Source organism: Flagellimonas sp. 2504JD4-2, assembly GCF_053642935.1.
In genome coordinates this window covers 614,600-635,189 of the sequence record NZ_JBSIOV010000003.1, presented here as the reverse complement: position 1 = coordinate 635,189, position 20,590 = coordinate 614,600, and the positions used below count along the sequence as shown (strand labels likewise).

Below are 20,590 nucleotides of genomic sequence, written 5' to 3'. Positions count from 1 at the left end.
AGATTGAATTTAAATTTTATACCTGAACCCTAAATAGTAGGCACTTTCCAAGACAGGACCATATAGTATAACACTGTCAAAATAGGTGCCAAATGGGTCATTTGGTGCAATTATGGGTGAATTTTGTGTGAAATTATTAATATTTTCCCCGCCAAGATACACCTCAAATTTTTTGGAAAATGCCTTGGTAACCTGGGCATTAATCAAAACGTAGGAAGGGGAGTGGCTCCCCAACTGAAACTCTAAAGGATTGTCACTTGTATTTGGCAATCGCTGTCTGCCTAGCCAATTGGCCGTGAAATCAAATCGCCATTGGCCATAAGAGTCCATTAAGGTCTCGTAGTTTAAGTTGATGAAAAATCTATATGACGGTTGTAGAGGCTTATCCAATCTACCACTTTCATAATCCGTTTCCACATTGAAGTATTTGTAGGTAGCCCTCAGATGAAAATCCTGCAGCATCTCATAGTTTAAATCGATTTGAAGACTATTTGAAAAACTTTTTCCTTCAAGATTATAAAAACTTACTTCCCTTGGATTTTCCCAATCAACGATAACCTGATCTGTAAACTGTGTTCTATAAAAGTCTATGGAAAAGTCCATGACCCTATCCCACAGATATAGTTTTTGTATGAAGCTCAACCCATAGTTCCATGCCTTCTCCGGATTTAATCCATAGTAATTCCCATTACTGCCGTTAATCACAATTTGCCTAGAAGATGCAAACAACTGCTGATTCTCTGCGAAGATGTTGGTTCCTCGTTTCCCTCTTCCAAAAGAGGCCCTAAAGCTTGCTTTGTCCCATAAAGAATATCTCAAATGGAACCTTGGGGTCAAGAAGTTTCCTAAATTGTTATGAGTATCAGCCCGTAGTCCCGCCACGAAGCTCAAACCTTCCAGATTGTCAAAAGTATATTCAAAAAAAGCACCGGTAGAAGTGTCTTTCCGCTGATAAGTATCGGTATTCACCAATTCGTCATAATTGTCATAGGTGACACTTATTCCAGTCTTGAATTTGTGTTGTGTACTTCCAATTATGCTATTAAAAATAAAATTGGTATAGAAAGAATTGTGGTCAATATCGTACTGATTTAACCCATAGTAGGAATCTTGGGAATGATTACTGTAAGCAGTTTGAAAACCAAAACTTTGATAGGGTAAATCTGGAAAGACATAACCTAATTTGGAGGACAGGTCCAATCTAGAAGTGTTGATTTCACTACCCCAGGTGTTAGTTGTGAGCCTATCAGTATCTGGATTAAAATCCAATTGCCCCAATTCTTTGTTATCTGATAAGTATTGAATGTTGGCATAGCCCACCCAGCCATTTTCCGGGTTCATGTATTGCCAACGATTCATGAAGTTGATTTGCTTGGCCAAAGGTGTATCCAAAAATGAATCCCCATTGTTATCGATGGAGCCGTTCCTTAGGTTGGCATGAATGTATAGACCCACGCCCAACTCATCGGAAAGGTTTTGGTTAAAACGGCTATTAAACTCGTAGCGCTCATAATTGTTGGCGTACATGTTTAAGAAAAAGCGTTTATCGGTAAGTGGTTTGACCAGCTCACTGTTGATATGTCCCGAAATACTTTCAAAACCGTTGAGCACACTTCCAGCTCCCTTTGTAATCTGAATCCCTTCAATCCAGGACCCCGGGATAAATGATAGCCCAAAAATTTGGGAAGCTCCACGTATGGATGGCATATTTTCCTGGGTGAACATCAAATATGGACTATTGAGTCCCAACATCTGGATCTGTTTCGCGCCGAGTACGGCATCCGAGATGTTGACATCCACCGATGGATTTGTTTCAAAACTTTCCGACAGGTTACAGCACGCAGCTTTAAGCATTTCCCGGCTATCAACGGTAACCACATTTTGGACATTGAATAATGACTTTTGCAAAGGAGCAACCCTTTTTTCTAAAACAATCTCTTCGAGCTCAACAATTGGGTACAGAAGAATGTTCCCTAAGTTAGGCCTATTTACCAAGATGGTGTCTGGTCGGAAACCTACAGAACTAATGACCAACTGCTTCAGATCTGACCGAAAGGGTATTGAAAAATTACCAGAAGCATCGGTAGTGGTACCCACTGTACTTTCTACATAATATACGTTCGCTTCCGGTAGCGGAATATTGTCCTTTTCACTCCTGTATTCCAAGACTTTTCCCTTAACCTGAATTTGAGCATTTGCACAGGTTCCAATCAAAATTAAAAAGAGAAGAAGAAAAGTTGTCCTCATCAGAAAAAGCAAGCACAATTAGGGTTTAAAGCTATGCTTTTAAAAGCTTATTTCCATTTATTCCCACTAACTTTAACAATGGTATGTAGTTCATAGATTTTTTTTGATTTTTAACAGATTTAAAAATGGACGGAAGCTCTTTAGCGTAATTTTATCCTGTATAGGTTAGTGTTCCTGTTCTTTATTAAAAAATGAAGGCATTTGTAGGCTTGTTATTTGGAGTTTTTATTGCAATCCTAGTGGGAACATCACGGAATTGTAATGCTGTTCAGGGGCAAGAGAAGGATGTGATTAAAATTAGGATTGTGAACAATAGTGACAAAGGATTTACCAATGTCTCATTGTTTTCCATGAAGTTCCCGGATTTGCAGCAGATGGACACCTCGGAATACAAAGAGTTAAGGTATGATTCCCTGAAACACGATCCGTTGATCTATTGTATGAACAATGGGTTCAATTATGGGCGGTATGTTGTTATTCCTGAGGATGGCCCGGGTCATTATACCTATACAATTGACAGTGTAAACAACAAGTTGATCTATGTCAGTTTGAATAAAACTGATGATAATTAAAATATTTGAGAACAAATTTTCCCCCAAGAAAACTTTAGGTATGGTTAAACTATTGGAACAGCTGAGAAGGATGACGTTTTGGATTCTCGATTGGTGTAAGGGTGGAAGTATTGGACGACACTATAAAGAAATAAGGTACATTCAGAACAATCCGAAAACGGAAAAGGCCAAACGGATAAGACAACAAAATTTGGCCAAAGTACTTGAGCATGCGGTTACAACAGTACCATTTTACTTTGATATTTCTGCAAAAGAGGCTGAACTGGATTACTTTCCTCTGATTAACAAGCAAATAGTAAGGGAAAAGTTTGAACTTCTTAGAAGCCAGCCTTACATCAATAAGTACAATCATCAAGTTTTGACCAGTGGTTCTACGGGAAAACCATTTAAAATATTCCATGATAAGAACAAACGGGATAGAAATACCGCTGATACCATATTCTTTGCTGAGCGGGCAGGTTTTAAAATTGGTGCCAAACTGTACTATTTAAGGTTATGGGACAGACAATATAAATTGGGAAGAATTAAATCCTTCTTGCAAAATATGCGAGCGCAGTCCGTAGATGATTTAAGTGAGACCAGTATTGCCAAACTTGTGGAGGAGTTTGAGCAGGGTAAATCCAAAATAAATATCCTGGCCTATACATCGGCTTTGGATTCCATTTGCAAATATTTGGACCAACATAGGAACGGACCGTTGGATTGCAGGACAAGTTCGGTAATTGCGGTGGCGGAGGCGCTTGGCCCGGAAGTAAAGGAAAAAATTGGAAAATACTTCAATGTTGAAGTGGTGTCGAGGTATTCCAACAGTGAAAATGGGATACTGTCTCAGCAGCCACTTAATGGTGACGAAGGGCATTTCGAAATAAACAGTGCAAGTTACCATGTTGAGATATTGGATTTGAACCATGATAGACCAGCAAATCCAGGCGAAGTCGGAAGAATTGTAATTACAGATTTGTTTAATTACTCCATGCCATTGATCCGTTATGACACCGGAGATGTTGGTGTGATGAAAGAAGATACAGATAGTGGCAACTTGGTTTTCACCAAAGTGGATGGAAGAAAAATGGATATGTTTACCAATACAAAGGGTGAGTATATTTCGTCCCACATAATTCATCATATCCTGCAGTATAAGGGAATTCAACAATTTCAATTTGTACAAGAAGACAGCGGGATATATGTAATTAAGTTGAAAGTATTGGAAAAACTGGACCCAAGGGATGAAGACGCTCTTAGAGACCAGTATTTGGAATACTTTGGTGACGATGCCCAATTGACAATTCAGTACGTAAAAGATATTCCATTGCTTCCTTCAGGAAAGCGGAAATTGGTAGTGAATAAAACACCGCAGGTTCAAAATGATTTACGGCAGAAATCTGAAAAAAAGGAAGATAGTATGGATTTTTTAATATCCACCTAGCAAGCTGACCTTAACCATTTGAACTATTTGCTGGCGGCTTGGTTCTGTCTAAGGACATCAAAATCAGGCATTCCAGATTCTGAATCCAGGGCAACATCCTGGCTTGAAAGTACTTTTAGAAAAGTCTTGAACAAGATTTTCACGTCCAAAGCAAAAGAAAGGTTATTTACATACTCGATATCCTTTTGAAGCCTAGTGTCCCAATCCAAATTATTTCTTCCAGAGATTTGGGCGAGACCCGTTACACCCGGTCTAACCGTATGCCTTATTTGTTCTTCTTTGGTGTAGTAGGGCAGATATCTAACACGAAGCGGTCTTGGACCAATCAAGCTCATGTCCCCTTTTATAATACTCAATAACTGGGGAATCTCATCAAGACTTGTCTTACGAATAAAAGTTCCAAATTTGGTGACTCTTAGCTCATCAGGAAGCAATTTTCCATCCGGCCCCTTTTTATCCGTCATGCTCTTGAATTTTAAAATGGAAAAGACCTTTTCGTTTTTACCGGGCCGTGGTTGCAAGAAAAAAGGTTTTCCATTGTTTACAAACAACAGTATTGCCCAAACAATCGTAAACACGGGAAATAAAAGAATAAAGCCTATAATGGCTAAAACAAGATCCAAAAGTCTTTTAAAGAAAAGTCGGTACATATAAATCTTTCGTATTTAGCTTTTTTTGTTATAGAAAGAAATTCTAGTGATTTTATTGTTTTAACATTGAGATATTTGCAAGCAAGGATAGCTATAAAATGCACTTGGCAATCAAAATAAGGTTCCAACACCAAAAAATCGACCGATTTTGCCTGCAAGTGTTAAGCGATGTTAAAATTTACTGTATTTCATCGATAAATTTATTATTCTGAAATCCAAATTTTTTGCAATTCCGTATTGAGTGTGTATTTCGTCGAATATTTTTGATTTTGGACGATTTAACTTTGAACATGTATTATTTTTAAACCCCGAAATCACCTCATAACTATGAAATTGAATCGCACCCTACTGATTATGCTATTATTGGCCACATTTACCTACGCCTTATCATCGTGCGCCAAAGATAATGACCTTTTTTATGAATCTATCATAGAACAGGAAGAAGAAATTGAAGAAACCGATGAGGTATCTGATGAAGATCCGGATGGTGAGACCGATCCAGAAACTCCGGAGGACCCTGATGACCCAGAAACTCCAGATGATCCTACTGATCCAGAACCTCCTGTTGATCCAACTGACCCCACCAACTCTAATAAGATTGTAGGGACATACTATCCGTCTTCTTCTGCAGAAATAACCGATCCAGCGAGGGCAGATCACAAGGCCATCATTACGGAATCATTCGATTGTAATGGCTGTACGTTTGCAGCAAATCAGACTATTGAACCAGCTGGTGGAGTAATTACAGGATCTAATATAAATGTTAACGGAGCGTTTATCGAAAACACTTACAAACAGGCTTTTGGTTCTTCTGTTACCTTTAGTGAACTTTATGAAAACTCAAGGATAAGTCCCGAGCTTTTTGGTGCAACATCTGGAGACAGTGGCGATGATAACGATGCCATAGATGCCATGGTCGACAACTGTTTATTGGCTGCAGGATCTAAAGATGGTTCCTATATCAAGAATAAGCCATCTTATTATAGAAGAACTGGAAAATTCAATTGGAACATGAATGGATCGGTTGTAAAAACAACGAGCGCAGCGAATTTTGATAATTTCAAAGTTTCTGTTGATTTTGTTTTTCACTGGGTCAATATTAGCCCTACCATTTATAATGGAGAATTTGATGGAACGAGGAGTTACGGAAGATTAATGTATTTGGATGGACAAGAACATTATGTTTTTAGGGATTTGTACATACATGATTACTATTCCCCTACCACAGTAAGAGCTAAGGCTTTCCAAATAAATTTACGACCTGTTAGTAAAGGCTTTACATACGGAGAATTTTCGAACATAGTAATTAAGGACATTATAGCTCAAGGAGATGGGAATTACAACAATTCCCCGGCTGGAGTGTCAAAAGGATGGTCCTATGGTGTATATGAAATTAATCATTCCAATCCTTTTACCGTAATCCATAAAGACAATAAAGTATCCAATATAATCGGAGATGATGCTGAGGCATTGTACATGATTAACAAGTCTGGAGGTAGTAACCTTAATAATGAGAGTAGATTTATATTAGAAAGAGAAGATTACAGATACTGCTCAAGAAGGGCCATTAAAGCCAATGTTTCCAATGTTAGTGTAACTGATAGTTATTTTGAAGAAATACCAGATTCAATGTTTTCTGCTGCGCAGCAAATGGGAACAATGGTTGATTTTTTCAGTATAAGCAGCGGTTATATGATAAAAGATATTGTTTTTAAGAGAAATATCTTAAAATCAACTTCTGATTCGGCACACTATCACTTTTTATCACTTTCTGAGGTTGACGGGGCAGATGTTAGTGAAAATGTCATAGAGCATGCTAATGTAGAAAACTATGCTGGAATTAGGTTGGGTTCAGGTACCTCAACATATGATGGAAAGTTGAAGGATATATCAATTAAAAACAACGAATTCATTAATTGTGGAGTTCAGGTATTGCAACGATATGCACCAGTAAACAATCAACCTATAACCATAGATAATAATACTTTTAATTATACACCGGACACTAGTGATAGTTGGGGGCAGCATCAGTCCGCATTAAGATTTAGCGCGACCAGCGGTTCATATGGATATGTAAATATGTCTAATTCAACGATTAATGTCAACATTAGCAGTTCCAGCAATATTTTTAACGGGGCTATTTCAAGCCTTGGGGCAAATATTGTGAATTGTACACTAGATAATGTAGATATAGTCTACACCAATTCAGGTGTAAATAGACCGTTTGGGTATATGCAAGGAAATTTCGATAGCTCGAATTTAGTGCAGGATTGCAGTCTTTCTGGAGATGTCGGCGCAGGAGCAATAGAGGTATCAGGTACACAATCTGTTAGAGTCGTGAATAGCACAGATAGTAACGGCAATCCAATATCGGTAAAGTAGAATATGGTAATATTTCTTTAATGAAATTAAGTTGAATTTCAACTAAAGGATGGAAGGAAACTTATTAAGGGTGGAGGACATATGTCCTCCACTCTCATTTAAGGATATTGGTAAAGTATGGGATAACAGAATAAAATATGCAGCCTATCTAAAAAAAATGCATTTCGTACAATATCACTTGTTATCTCCTGCTTAATGTTCATCTTTGTGACAAAAATCCAAAAACCGTGACAAAAAAAGCATTGATTACCGGGGTAACCGGGCAAGATGGAGCCTACTTAAGTGAATTTTTGTTGAAAAAAGGATATGAGGTACACGGCATAAAACGTCGCTCTTCCCTTTTTAATACAGACCGAATTGATCACCTGTACCAAGATCCCCACGTAGAGAATCGGAATTTTATCTTGCATTATGGAGATATGACCGATAGTACCAATTTGATTCGAATAATTCAGGAAGTACAACCTGATGAAATTTACAATCTAGCTGCGATGAGCCACGTGCATGTAAGTTTCGAAACACCCGAATACACTGGAAATGCTGACGGATTGGGTACTTTGAGAATATTGGATGCAGTTCGTCTCTTGGGATTGGGTGAGAAAACACGTATTTACCAAGCGTCAACCTCAGAACTATACGGTAAGGTACAGGAGGTTCCTCAAAGCGAAACTACACCTTTCTACCCTAGAAGTCCATATGCAGTGGCAAAGATGTACGCGTATTGGATCACTGTTAATTATAGAGAAGCCTATAATATGTACGCATGTAACGGAATTTTATTCAACCATGAATCTCCGGTCAGAGGAGAAACTTTTGTTACTCGAAAGATTACAAGAGCTACTTCTCGTATTGCACTGGGCCTTCAAGATAAATTCTTCCTTGGAAATTTAGATGCGCAAAGGGACTGGGGCCATGCCAAAGATTATGTACGGATGATGTGGATGATTTTACAGGCCGATGAGCCAGAGGATTGGGTCATTGCCACAGGAAAAACCACTACGGTAAGAGATTTTGTCAGGATGAGTTTTAAGGAAGTTGGTATTGAGTTGGATTTTAAAGGTAAAGGAGTAGAAGAAAAAGCTTATGTGAAAGCTTGTAACAATCCTGAATTCCAGGTAGAAATTGGGAAAGAAGTGCTTGCTGTGGACCCGAAATATTTTAGACCAACAGAAGTGGATTTGTTAATTGGAGACCCTACCAAAGCAAAAACCAAATTGGGTTGGATTCCTGAATATGATCTTCAAGGACTGATTAAAGATATGATGCAGAGTGATGTTAAGCTCATGCAAAAGGAGCAATACCTTAAAGATGGAGGTTATCGTATTCTAAATTATTTTGAATAAAAGGGGATGACAAGGGATGCTAAAATTTACGTGGCAGGACATAGGGGTTTGGTAGGAAGCGCCCTGGTAAAATCCTTGAAATCAAGAGGGTATAACAATTTAGTTACAAGAACGCATGCAGAATTGGATTTGACCAATTCAGTGGAGGTAGCAGGCTTTTTTGAAAGGGAAAAACCAGAATTCGTATTCCTTGCCGCAGCCAAGGTAGGTGGAATTGTAGCAAACAATACCTATAGAGCCGATTTTATCTATGCCAACCTGATGATTCAGAATAACGTAATTCACCAGAGTTATCTGCATGGCGTTAAGAAGTTGTTGTTTTTGGGAAGTACCTGTATCTACCCTAAGAACTGTCCGCAGCCTATGCGAGAAGATTATTTACTTACCGACATTTTGGAATATACCAATGAACCTTATGCCATTGCAAAAATTGCAGGGATCAAACTATGTGAAAACTATAATCTTCAGTACGGGACGAACTTTATTTCGGTAATGCCTACAAATTTATATGGGCCCAACGATAATTTTGATTTGGAAAAGTCCCACGTGCTTCCGGCTTTGATGCGAAAAGTTCATCTAGGAAAGGCTTTGGAGAATGATGATTGGGACGCAATAGATAGAGATCTGGACCAACTTCCTATAGAAGGAATTTCAGGCGCAAATACCCATGATGAAAAACTTTCCATTTTGAATAAGTATGGAATGACACAGAATGAATCGGGGGAAGTTTCTGTTGAAATCTGGGGGACAGGAAAACCCATGAGGGAATTTTTATGGTCCGAGGACATGGCGGAGGCTTGCGTCTTCATTATGGAGAACCGAAATTTTGAGGATACCTATCAAGAGGGGCAAAAAGAAGTAAGAAACACCCATATCAATATAGGAACCGGCGTGGATATTTCCATAGCTGATTTAGCCACATTGATTAAAGAACACATTGGCTTTGAAGGAAATTTTAGATTCAACACCAATAAACCGGATGGGACCATGGTAAAGCGGACAGATGTGACCAAACTCCACGGTTTGGGATGGAAACATGATATGGATATCAATAAAGGTGTAGCCACAATGTATCAATTTTACCTTGGTCAAACCGTAGAATGCTAGTAGTGTTAAAACAAATTCTTTCACCCTTGTACCAGACTATTGATTACTAAAATTTCAAACTATCTAAGAAACAATTCCGGTTTCGCCAAATACTTAAAAAACACCTCTTGGCTTATGGCCGAAAAGGTGGTACGTCTTCTTTTGGCTCTTAGTATTGGTGTTTGGGTTACCCGGTATCTAGGCCCAGATCAATTTGGGGTTCTTAGCTATGCCCGAAGTTTTGTGGGCATTTTCGCTGCATTTTCATCGTTGGGTCTAAAGGATATAGTTGTAAGAGAGTTGGTAAAATCCCAAAACGATAAAAATATCTTGCTGGGGTCTTCATTTGGGTTGCAGACACTGGGGTCTTCTTTTATAATGTTGATTCTGGTAATCAGTATTTTGCTCAACGATAATGACCCTTTGACAAATAAAATTATAATCATATTGGGGCTGTTGACTTTTATTAACAGTTTTAATGTTATAAACTCATACTTTCATAGCGTAGTAAAGGGAAAGTACTATGCAATTTCTGGACTGACAGGGGTAATGGTGTCGGCTTTGATAAAAATCTACCTAATACTTGGTAACTATTCCTTAATTTACTTTGTTTATGTATTGGCGTTTGATGTGATTTTCATTGTAACCGGTCAGATATGGTTCTACCTGAGATCTGGAAATTCAGTGTTTGCATGGCATTTTTCTTGGAAGGTCTCCAAAAACTTATTGAGGGATGCTTGGCCTCTAATCTTAAGCGGTATAATTATCTCCATTTATATGAAGATTGATCAGGTAATGATCAAGGAGTTTATGAGTAATAGTGCCGTAGGTCAATATTCCGCTGCAGTGCGATTAAGCGAAGCATGGTATTTTATTCCAACCATAATTTGTAGTTCCTTGTTTCCGGCGATCATCAACGCTAAGTTGAGAAATCAAGAGTTGTATATGGCCCGGTTGCAACGACTGTATAATCTTATGGTTGTCTTAGGTGTGGTTATAATTTTACCCGTTTTGGTTTTTAGCGACTGGATGATTAATTTTCTATATGGATCGGCATTTGATCAATCTGCCGCAGTGTTGAATATACATATTTTGGGAAGTGTCTTTGTGTTCTTGGGGGTGGCCAATCAAAAATGGTTTATTAGTGAAAATTTCCAGAAATACAACATTATATGTTTGGGCTTCGGTATGGTGACCAATGTTGTCTTAAATATAATATTGATACCTAAATATGGAATAATCGGAGCCGCGTATGCAACATTTATTTCTCAATTTATAGCTTCAGTACTAGCACCGGTATTTTTTACAAAAACCAGAAACTCCTTCTTTATGATGATACGAGCATTATTTTTTGTTCAGGTATTTAAAGAAAGAAAGTTGCTGTAGAAAAGGAATTTATGGAACAATTTTTAAATGCAAAAGGAGTTTTAACATTGGCCCATATGGTCATGGAACAGTTTCCATGCAATTTGATTAGAAGAAAAGAATTTCAGTAAACAAACTAAAAGATATGTGTGGTATTCTAGGAACGGTACCTTCGACAGAATTCAATCGGTTTAAACATGCTTTGGACACCTTGACCCATAGAGGTCCGGACAGTTTTGGGATAGAGAATATTTCTGATGAGGTTTCTTTGGGGCATCGTAGATTGTCCATTTTGGACCTTTCCGAAAATGGGCATCAACCCATGTTCCATGAAAGTAGGCGGTACGCCATTATTTTCAATGGAGAGATATACAATTTTATAGAAATCCAAAAGGAATTGGAAGCCTTGGGACATAGCTTCAAGTCCTCTTCCGATACCGAGGTTTTACTAAAAGCATATATACAGTGGGGAGAAAAGAGTGTTCTAAAATTTAATGGTATGTGGGCCATGGCAATTTGGGACGCGGAGGAAAGAAGCTTGTTCATGTCCCGAGATCGCTATGGTAAAAAACCGTTGTTTTATGCTGAAATAAACGGCAAATTTGTCTTTGCTTCCGAAATGAAGGCAATTTTTCCCTTCATGGATAGATTGGAAGTTTCGGACGACTTCCACTGGATGAAAAAGAACATTTTTTTCTACGAAGCCACAGAAAAGTGCCTAATTAAAGGAATTAAGAGATTTCCTGCCGGTTATAACGGACACTTCAAAAACGGGAAACTAAAGTTGGATAGGTATTGGAATACTCTGGATCACCTGGTTGAAGTTCCCAAAACCTATGAAGAACAGGTAGAGCGTTTTAGGGAGCTGTTCATGGATTCTTGTAAGCTAAGAATGCGTTCTGATGTGACTATTGGAACAGCACTCAGCGGTGGGTTGGACAGTAGTGCTACTATTGGAGCAATGGCTAATTTGGCAAAAAACAACAATAGTTATTCCGATGATTGGCAACATGCATTCGTTGCTTCATTTCCAGGAACGCCCTTAGATGAGTCCCATTATGCTAAAATGGTAACCGACCATTTGGGTATTGGTGCCACCTTTGTTGATATTGATCCCTTGAAGCATTGGGACAAACTAGAACAGTATTTCTATCTTTTTGAGGATTTATATATTACTTCTCCTTTACCCATGATTATGTTATATGGAGCCGTAAAGGAGAATGGCACAACAGTAACGTTGGATGGACATGGTGCCGATGAACTCTTGAGTGGTTACCAACGGGGAACCCTGGAAAGTCTGTGGGATGCAAAGTTTAATGCAAAGAACACAAAGGATATTTTAAATATTTACCAAGGTTCGGTCAATGAAAATAAGGTTCAATATGATAGAGTAGGGAACTTTAAATTGTATACAGACTATATGACCAAAAAGCTCGGTAAAAAAGTTCTAGGAAAAAAAATGCCATCGGCCGACAATTCTCATGTCAATTTTGGAAAATTGGATAACCATGCCCAATATCTGTATGCCATGTTCCATGAAAATATTTTGCCCACACTTTTAAGAAATTATGATCGATACGCCATGATCAATAGTGTGGAAATAAGAATGCCATTCATGGATCACCGAATTGTAAGCTTCGTAAATTCTTTACCTTATTCGAGTAAAATTGGAAACGGATATACCAAAAGGATTGTACGCGATGCTTTGGATCCTTACTTACCCAAAGAGGTAACTTGGAGGAAATCAAAGATTGGATTTAGTTCCCCGATTGTGGATTGGATGCAAAACGATTTGTCCGAGTGGTTTATGGATCTGGTAAACTCCAATTCTTTTTTGCAGTCAGAATTGGTTTCCGACCCTGAGCAATTACGTTCCAAAATTACGGCGATAGTCAACAAAGAAAATCACAACTTTACTGCGGCGCAAAAATGCTGGTCAGATTTATCTCCCTACATTTGGGGCAAAGCGGTACTGAATACAAATACTGTTGCAGTATAACATCCTTGACTTTTTTATTTGGGATGCATATTGTCAAAAACCTGATTCATGACCAAAACATTAAAAAAATGGGTGCTTTCAAGCTCGATATTATCAAGAGCAGCTATTTTTTTTAGAAGGATTCACTTAAAAAGGACCAAGGGAATCACCTATCAAAAAAATGCATTCATTGGTTATTCAGTGCAATGTGAGGGAAAAAACGGTTTTGGTAAAAATAGTGCTATTGTATCCTCAAAAATAGGGTTTGCTTCCTACATCGCCGAGGGAGCTAAATTGGCTAAAGCCAGTATCGGTAGATATTGTTCCATTGGACCTAGGGTAAATTGTATTTTTGGTAAGCACCCTTCAAACACTTTTGTTTCCACGCACCCTTCCTTTTTTGCGGTCAGGACTCCAAGTGGATTTGCATATACAGATAAACAACTATTTGAGGAATTTCCGGAACCTCATGAAAATGGTTACAGCATAACCATAGGGAATGATGTATGGATAGGCGCCAACGTTTCCTTGATGGATGGGGTTAAAATAGGTGATGGGGCCATTGTGGCAGCCAATGCATTGGTTACAAAAGATGTTGAACCTTATTCTATTGTGGGGGGAGTACCCGCCAAGGAAATCAAAAAGCGTTTTGAAGCGGAAGAGATCGATTTCCTTTTAAAGTTTAAGTGGTGGGATAAACCTGAAGAGTGGATTCAAGACAATGCCGCCAAATTCAGAAATATAAAAGACTTTGTACAACATTTGAAATCCAGTGAGCAATAAGATGAAAATTCCCATTGTTGTGGTAGCCTACAATAGACCAAGGTCTTTGAAGCGATTGCTAAAATCTATTGCCGATGCGAGATATCCCAATGGTGATATAGAGTTGATCATTAGTATCGATAGGGGGGATGACAATCAAAAAGTATTGGAACTGGCCAATCAATTTGATTGGAAGTTTGGAACAAAGAAGGTGATTTATCAGGAATCGAATTTGGGGCTACGTAAACATATTCTAAAATGCGGAGGACTTAGCTTGGAATATGGAGCCGTGATAGTATTGGAAGACGATTTGTTCGTTTCTCCAAATTTTTACCTGTTTACAGAACAAGCACTGAGATTTTCATCTTCGGATTCCTTCATAGGAGGAATTTCATTGTACAATCACCAGCTCAATGTTCATAGCAGGGATAACTTCTCAGCTTTGGAAGATGGTTACGACAATTGGTATTTTCAATTTGCATCTTCCTGGGGACAAGCTTGGACCAAGGAGCAATGGAGTGGATTTGCAAAATGGTATGATCAAAACCCTGATATAGGTTCGAATCCTGATATTCCTGCTTATGTGAGAAGTTGGTCATCCAAATCATGGCTCAAATATAACATTGCCTATCTCATTGAAAATAACAGGTATTTTCTATACCCAAAGATATCATTGACCACTAATTTTAGTGATGCCGGAACACATGTCGGGAACGACAGTACAATTTATCAAGTGCCTTTGGACTATGGTCCAGATCGGGAGTATAAGTTTTCACGGATAAAAGAAGCTTCTGCGATTTATGATGCATATTACGAAAGTACAGTACTCCATAAAGTTCTGAATATTGACGAAACTGAATTAAGTACGGATTTGTTCGGATACAAACCCCACGGGGCAAAAAGATATGTCCTAACCTCAAAGGTGCTGGATTTTGAAATTGTAAAATCATTTGGTAAGTCATTGAAACCTCATGAGGACAACATATTTAGAGACATAGGCGGTACGGAACTTTTTCTTTATGATACCATGGTACCGACAAAAAACCCAAATAAGCTCGTTTTTGAAAGGAAAGTCATATATAACTTCAAACAAATTCCATTCAAGACGGTAAAAAAACTGTATTGGACAATGTCCAAAGCACGATATGGACGCGTTCTGAAAAAACTATTTAAAAGATAAAACTGGTGCTAAAGGAAATTCGAAATATAGGTTTACCTTTTGTGGCGCTGTTTTTTATCTATCTGGTGAACCCATACGGACTAGGTATTTATATTTCCTATTTGTTGGCTGGACTTATGCTGCTTCAGCGTGATTTTTGGTTCAACAATTTGGACAGGAACCTTATGGTATTATTACTGTTTTCCCTGACTTATGCGGCATTTTTTATGTTTGAGCCCAAGGCTGGTAACCAATACATTATAGTGTACGCAATTGCGCCATGTACCTTTTATCTTCTTGGAAAACTTTTTGCTGAAAGAATCAGTCATACAAGTGACTCTTTGGTACTTCTTTTGTTAATAGCGGGAAGCGTTTTCTCTATATCTGCTATACTTTCGGTATTTACGGATATTCTTCAAAGTGGATATAATGTAGTCGATAGAAATCTGCCGAACTACTGGACTGGACAGATTATTCCGGCTACCATTATGGGGGCCTATTTCACATTTGTCATGGCAATACCAGCTCTTCTTATTCCAAGGATCAAAAAGTTACCTTTTTTGATGAAAATTCTACTGTTGGTAATATATGTGATTGCTATAGCCTGTGTACTTAGAATTGGAAGTAGAACACAATTGAGTATTTGCCTTATAACACTTTTGATTTCCTTGTTTTATGTAATGCCAAGGCAGTCGTTTCGTAGAAATCTATTCATGTTCGCATTATTTGGACTGATCGTTTTTTACGTGATCAGTTCTGTGAATTTTGATTTAGACCAGGACTGGTTATCTGCATTTGCAGGAAGAATGGAGGATAATGGGTCAGCAGATTTGGCTTCGGGAGGGGGTAGAACCGAACGGTGGTTTATGTCTTTGGAAAACCTTTTTAAAAAACCACTGGGCTGGAGCGAGGCCGAATTTGGGCATGCACACAATTTATGGTTCGACGTACTTCGAATAGGAGGCTTTATTCCTTTTTTTGTATTGATAGCCTTTACTACAAATTCTTTTATTCTGGTTCGTAAAGCAATTAATAAAAATAAGACCGTTTATGCGCTCAACAACCTTATCTTAGTATTTGTTTTTGCATTTTGTATGGTCTTCTCAGTGGAACCTATAATGGAGGGAATGTTTGATTTATTTGCATTTTTCTGCTTTTTCATTGGGGTAGTGAAAAAATATAATACCGATTATCCCGTAATTGGATAGTATCATCCAAAAATATACCCCCTCTTTTATACTTTACTGTATTTTTGTGGCGTTAAAAGCATGAATTATTTAACTACTGACCATTAACCCAGTTTATGCAAAAGCTAGCCGTACTGCTAACATGTTTTAATAGGAAGGATAAAACTGTGGCAGCCCTAACTGCTCTTGATAATGCCTTCAAAAATTCACCTGAAAATTGGCAGATGTCCATTTACCTTACAGATGATGGGTCTTCTGATGGAACCTCAGACGCGGTCGCGGCAAATTTCCCTGATGCAAATATTCTTCAAGGTGATGGATCTCTGTATTGGGCCGGTGGTATGAGAAATTCTTGGGGTCAGGCAATCAAAGGGAATTATGACGCTTATCTTTTGTTGAATGATGATACTAATGTTTCCTCCAATTTGTTTGATTCCGTTGCAAAAACTCATAAGTTTTGCAAATCTAATTTTGAAAAAGGAGGAATTTATATAGGCACAACGGTCGATGCCGAAACCAAAAAAGTTACCTATGGAGGTTCTGTTTTCAAAAACCGATTTTTGGCTAAAATGTCCAGGATACAGCCAAAAGATCACCCGGTTCCATGTCAGCTGGGAAACGCCAATATTATGTGGGTTTCTAAAAATGTCGTAGATGCTGTCGGAATTCTTTCCGAGGGTTATGTGCATGGTATGGCTGATTATGATTACACCCTAAAGGCTGGTAAAAAGAAGCTTCCAGCGCTGGTAATGCCAGGCATAGTTGGAGAATGCACAAATGATCATAGCGATAAATACGTCAAGTTTTTTGAATTGCCAATGAAGGAAAGGCGTAAAATGTTGTACCATCCCCTTGGTTTTGATTTTGTTTCTCAAACCCACCATATGAGAAAGCACTTCCCCCTTAGATACCCTTTTTTTGTAATGGTTGGCTATATAAAAGTATTGTTCCCCAAAATATATTATCACTTATTGTACAAAAGAAGAAAGAGCTTATAAATGGTTAAAAAAAATCTTATCATATTCGGAACTAGACCTGAGGCTATAAAAATGGCACCGCTGGTCAAAGCTTTTCAAAAATCCAAAGAATTTGAGACCAAAGTCTGCGTTACGGCACAGCATAGGGAAATGTTGGACCAAGTTTTGGATTTTTTCGAAATCACACCGGATTACGACCTTAACTTGATGAAGCCCGGTCAGAACCTTTACGGTCTTACCGCTGCCATCATCACCAATTTGCAAGAGGTATTGGAATCCTACAAACCGGACTTTGTATATGTCCATGGAGATACCACAACAACTATGGGATCCAGCATTGCGGGTTTCTATTCTGGAGCTCGGGTTTGTCACGTAGAGGCAGGTTTGAGGACTTTTAACAAATGGGCGCCTTTTCCTGAAGAAATCAATCGAAGAGTAACGGGACATGTGGCTGATTTTCATTTTGCACCTACACAAACTTCATTTCAAAATCTAAGAAAAGAAGGAGTCCAAGAGAACACGATTACAATAACAGGAAACACCGTTATTGATGCTTTGCACGAGAGTGTTAATAGGGTTCAATCTTTGGATACACCGGAAATAAAAGATTTGAAATCCATACTTTCCAAAGATAAGAGGCTAATACTGGTCACTGGCCACAGACGGGAGAACCATGGTCAAGGATTTATTAATATTTGCCAGGCCCTCAAAGAAATAGCTGAGAAATTCGAGGATGTTGAAATTGTGTACCCGGTTCATCTGAATCCAAAGGTGCAAAAACCCGTCTACGAGCTTTTGGGCGATATGGACAACATCAAACTTATAGACCCATTGGCCTATCCGGAATTTGTTTGGTTGATGGATCAGAGTTATTTGGTAATAACCGATAGCGGTGGAGTGCAGGAGGAAGCCCCAAGTCTGGGCAAACCTGTTTTGGTTATGAGAGATACAACTGAAAGGCCCGAAGCCGTTGATGCCGGAACTGTGATTCTCGTTGGAACGGATAAGACCAAAATCATTGATGAGACCACGGCGCTGTTAAGCGATCCCGAAAAATATAAGAATATGAGCAGATTGCATAATCCCTATGGAGATGGCAAAGCTTGTGAACGCATTGTAGAATTCATGAAAAAACAAGAATAGTGACGCCAAAGAAAGTAACTATGATGGGGCTTGGCTACATAGGCCTTCCCACCGCAGCGCTAATAGCGGGTAAAAAAACCTTTGTTAATGGAGTTGATGTGAATCCAAAAGTTGTGGATACAATCAATCAAGGAAAGGTTCATATTGTAGAACCAGATTTAGAGGGGGCAGTTTCTGAAGCCGTTAAAGGTGGGTATTTGAAAGCCAGCTTGCAACCATCTGAAGGGGATGCTTACCTTATTGTGGTACCCACACCGTTCAAAGAAAAAAATGAGCCGGACATATCCTATGTTGAAGCGGCTACAAAGGCCATTTTACCGCTGTTAAAAGAAGGGGATCTTTATATTATAGAATCTACATCACCGATTGGGACCACTGAGAAGATGAAAGATCTGATTTTTGGGGAAAGACCTGAATTGAAGGACAAAATTTATATGGCTTATTGTCCTGAACGTGTACTTCCGGGTAATGTAATGCATGAATTGGTGCATAACGATAGGGTTATCGGCGGAATTGATGCAGAATCAACAAACCAGGCTGTAGCATTTTATAGCGAATATGTAAAAGGCCAGTTACATCATACCAACGCTAGAACAGCAGAGATGTGTAAATTGGTAGAAAATTCATCACGCGATGTACAGATTGCCTTCGCCAATGAACTTTCCTTGATTTGCGATAAAGCTGATATCAATGTATGGGAACTTATTGCGTTGGCCAATAAACACCCTAGGGTGAATATTCTTCAACCTGGTTGTGGTGTCGGAGGACACTGCATTGCCGTAGATCCATACTTTATTGTTTCGGATTACCCTATGGAATCCAAAATCATTGGAACGGCAAGGGAGATTAACAATTACAAATCCTTTTGGTGTGCAGAAAAAGTCCAGACGGAAAAATTGAAGTTTGAATTGGAACATGGCTATAAACCTAAGGTAGCTCTAATGGGACTGGCGTTCAAACCCAATATTGACGATTTGAGGGAATCTCCTGCGAAGTATATCGTTCAGAAAGTGCTGCAAAATGTAAATAACGAGGAATATTTTATTGTAGAGCCAAATATTGATACCCATAATGTATTTAAGCTTACAAATTATAAAGAAGCATTTGATGAAGCTGATATTATTGTTTATCTAGTAGCCCATAATGAATTTAAAAAGCTTCCAAAGAATAGCGATAAAAGGATAATTGATTTTTGTGGAATCATGGAATTTTGAGCAAATCGTTGCTAAACAATTATGAAAGTCCTTTTTGTAACATACAAGCTCCAGAGTTATAGAATTCCAATTTTTGACAGAATTGGTAAGGAAGAGAATATTGAACTAACGGTTTTACATTCAGCGAAAAAATCTGATTACAATGGTGGGAACTTTGAAGAACGAACCATCAACTTTAAAAAATTGGGCAGCTTCACCTACTACAATAAAGAGTTTACAAATTTGGTAAAACAACACGACGTTGCGGTCTGTATGTTTTATTTGTTTAACCTTTCTTTTTTGAAACTTGCTCTTAATGGAGGAAGAAACACAAAGCTGATTTTTTGGGGAATTGGGGTTAGAGCTTCCTACAATTCGAATTTTGATGACCCAACCATTATGAATCATGTACGCTATTTTCTGGCTAGAAAAAGCAATGCCATGTTATTCTATTCAGATTATGCCAAGAAAAAATACGCTAAGAAGGGTGTTTCTGAAGAAAAGCTTTTTGTCATGCCAAATACAGTTGAGGTTCTCGACAATCGAAACCAAAATGTGGAAAGAAATAGAATCTTGTTCATTGGGTCACTTTATAAGCAAAAGAAAATTTTTGAACTTCTAAATGCATACAAAATTGCTGTTGATAGATTCGATGGTCGACCACTGGAATTGCACATTGTTGGCGGTGGGGGAGAATTTGAAGCAATCAAAAAGTGGATTTCTTTTAACGAACTAGGGCAAAGTATAATTATGCACGGCCCGGTATTTGAAGAACAGAAATTAGCTGAACTTTTTACCTCGGCCCTTGGGTGTATTTCCCCGGGACAGGCAGGTTTATCCGTGCTCAAAAGCTTTGGATATGGGGTTCCCTTCATTACCCATGAAAATGCTATCACAGGAGGGGAACGATTAAATATAGAGCATCAAAAGAATGGGATTTTGTTTAAAGAATACGATGAGCTTCCCGACATTATATTAAACATCTTCCAAGATCCTAATAGATTTATTACAATGGGTGAAAAGGCCAGAGCGTTCTACTATAACCAAAGAACCATTGAAATAATGGCCCAAGGATTTATAGATGCCTGTCAATTTGCAACAAAAAACACTAAATAACCAG

15 protein-coding genes and 1 pseudogene are annotated in these 20,590 nt (G+C 38.4%); 14 read left to right on the top strand and 2 right to left on the bottom strand.

Translation table 11 applies throughout. The features are described from left to right. Positions 1–9 precede the first annotated feature (9 nt). Positions 10–2,214, bottom strand: coding sequence for a TonB-dependent receptor (locus tag ACULLH_RS14170; protein ID WP_454089409.1), 2,205 nt, complete (start codon positions 2,212–2,214; stop codon positions 10–12). Between the two features lie 224 nt (positions 2,215–2,438). On the opposite strand from ACULLH_RS14170, the gene ACULLH_RS14165 reads away from it, so the two are divergent. Together ACULLH_RS14165 and ACULLH_RS14160 are read left to right on the top strand one after the other, a co-directional pair. Continuing rightward, positions 2,439–2,819, top strand: a complete 381-nt coding sequence (locus tag ACULLH_RS14165; protein WP_454089408.1) for a hypothetical protein — start codon at positions 2,439–2,441, stop codon at positions 2,817–2,819. A gap of 40 nt (positions 2,820–2,859) precedes the next feature. Beyond that, positions 2,860–4,245 carry a CoF synthetase gene (locus ACULLH_RS14160; RefSeq protein WP_454089407.1) on the top strand — a complete coding sequence of 462 codons (1,386 nt, stop codon included), beginning with the start codon at positions 2,860–2,862 and terminating at the stop codon, positions 4,243–4,245. 23 nt (positions 4,246–4,268) lie between these two features. On the opposite strand, the gene ACULLH_RS14155 is transcribed toward ACULLH_RS14160, so the two are convergent. Continuing rightward, positions 4,269–4,895, bottom strand: a complete 627-nt coding sequence (locus ACULLH_RS14155) for a sugar transferase (protein ID WP_454089406.1) — start codon at positions 4,893–4,895, stop codon at positions 4,269–4,271. A 327-nt stretch (positions 4,896–5,222) separates the two neighbouring features. On the opposite strand from ACULLH_RS14155, the gene ACULLH_RS14150 reads away from it, so the two are divergent. The 12 genes and pseudogenes from ACULLH_RS14150 to ACULLH_RS14095 all read left to right on the top strand — a co-directional run bounded on the left by ACULLH_RS14150 (position 5,223) and on the right by ACULLH_RS14095 (position 20,586). Next, positions 5,223–7,277, top strand: coding sequence for a hypothetical protein (locus ACULLH_RS14150; RefSeq protein ID WP_454089405.1), 2,055 nt, complete (start codon positions 5,223–5,225; stop codon positions 7,275–7,277). Between the two features lie 227 nt (positions 7,278–7,504). Further along, positions 7,505–8,620: a GDP-mannose 4,6-dehydratase gene (gene gmd / locus ACULLH_RS14145; protein ID WP_454089404.1), complete on the top strand. Its 1,116-nt coding sequence runs from the start codon at positions 7,505–7,507 to the stop codon at positions 8,618–8,620. 6 nt (positions 8,621–8,626) lie between these two features. Next, on the top strand, positions 8,627–9,727 hold the full coding sequence (locus tag ACULLH_RS14140; RefSeq protein ID WP_454089403.1) for a GDP-L-fucose synthase family protein: 1,101 nt from the start codon (positions 8,627–8,629) through the stop codon (positions 9,725–9,727). 39 nt (positions 9,728–9,766) lie between these two features. Continuing rightward, on the top strand, positions 9,767–11,092 hold the full coding sequence (locus ACULLH_RS14135; RefSeq protein WP_454089402.1) for a flippase: 1,326 nt from the start codon (positions 9,767–9,769) through the stop codon (positions 11,090–11,092). Positions 11,093–11,216: 124 nt separating this feature from the next. Beyond that, a complete protein-coding gene (gene asnB / locus ACULLH_RS14130) occupies positions 11,217–13,070 on the top strand; it encodes an asparagine synthase (glutamine-hydrolyzing) (protein WP_454089401.1) in 1,854 nt (617 codons plus the stop codon). Positions 13,071–13,532: 462 nt separating this feature from the next. After that, positions 13,533–13,707, top strand: a pseudogene (locus ACULLH_RS14125) (DapH/DapD/GlmU-related protein); the annotation flags it as partial. A 126-nt stretch (positions 13,708–13,833) separates the two neighbouring features. Then, positions 13,834–14,991, top strand: a complete 1,158-nt coding sequence (locus ACULLH_RS14120; protein WP_454089400.1) for a glycosyltransferase — start codon at positions 13,834–13,836, stop codon at positions 14,989–14,991. Positions 14,992–14,996: 5 nt separating this feature from the next. Next, positions 14,997–16,178 (top strand): O-antigen ligase family protein, encoded by a 1,182-nt coding sequence (locus ACULLH_RS14115; RefSeq protein ID WP_454089399.1) that lies wholly within the window; start codon positions 14,997–14,999, stop codon positions 16,176–16,178. Positions 16,179–16,273: 95 nt separating this feature from the next. Beyond that, positions 16,274–17,155, top strand: a complete 882-nt coding sequence (locus tag ACULLH_RS14110; RefSeq protein WP_454089398.1) for a glycosyltransferase family 2 protein — start codon at positions 16,274–16,276, stop codon at positions 17,153–17,155. After that, complete coding sequence (gene wecB, locus ACULLH_RS14105) at positions 17,156–18,277, top strand: non-hydrolyzing UDP-N-acetylglucosamine 2-epimerase (RefSeq protein ID WP_454089397.1); 1,122 nt, start codon at positions 17,156–17,158, stop codon at positions 18,275–18,277. It abuts the gene before it with no gap. A gap of 20 nt (positions 18,278–18,297) precedes the next feature. Continuing rightward, a complete protein-coding gene (gene wecC / locus ACULLH_RS14100) occupies positions 18,298–19,491 on the top strand; it encodes a UDP-N-acetyl-D-mannosamine dehydrogenase (protein ID WP_454089630.1) in 1,194 nt (397 codons plus the stop codon). Between the two features lie 21 nt (positions 19,492–19,512). Then, positions 19,513–20,586, top strand: coding sequence for a glycosyltransferase (locus tag ACULLH_RS14095; RefSeq protein WP_454089396.1), 1,074 nt, complete (start codon positions 19,513–19,515; stop codon positions 20,584–20,586). Positions 20,587–20,590 lie beyond the last annotated feature (4 nt).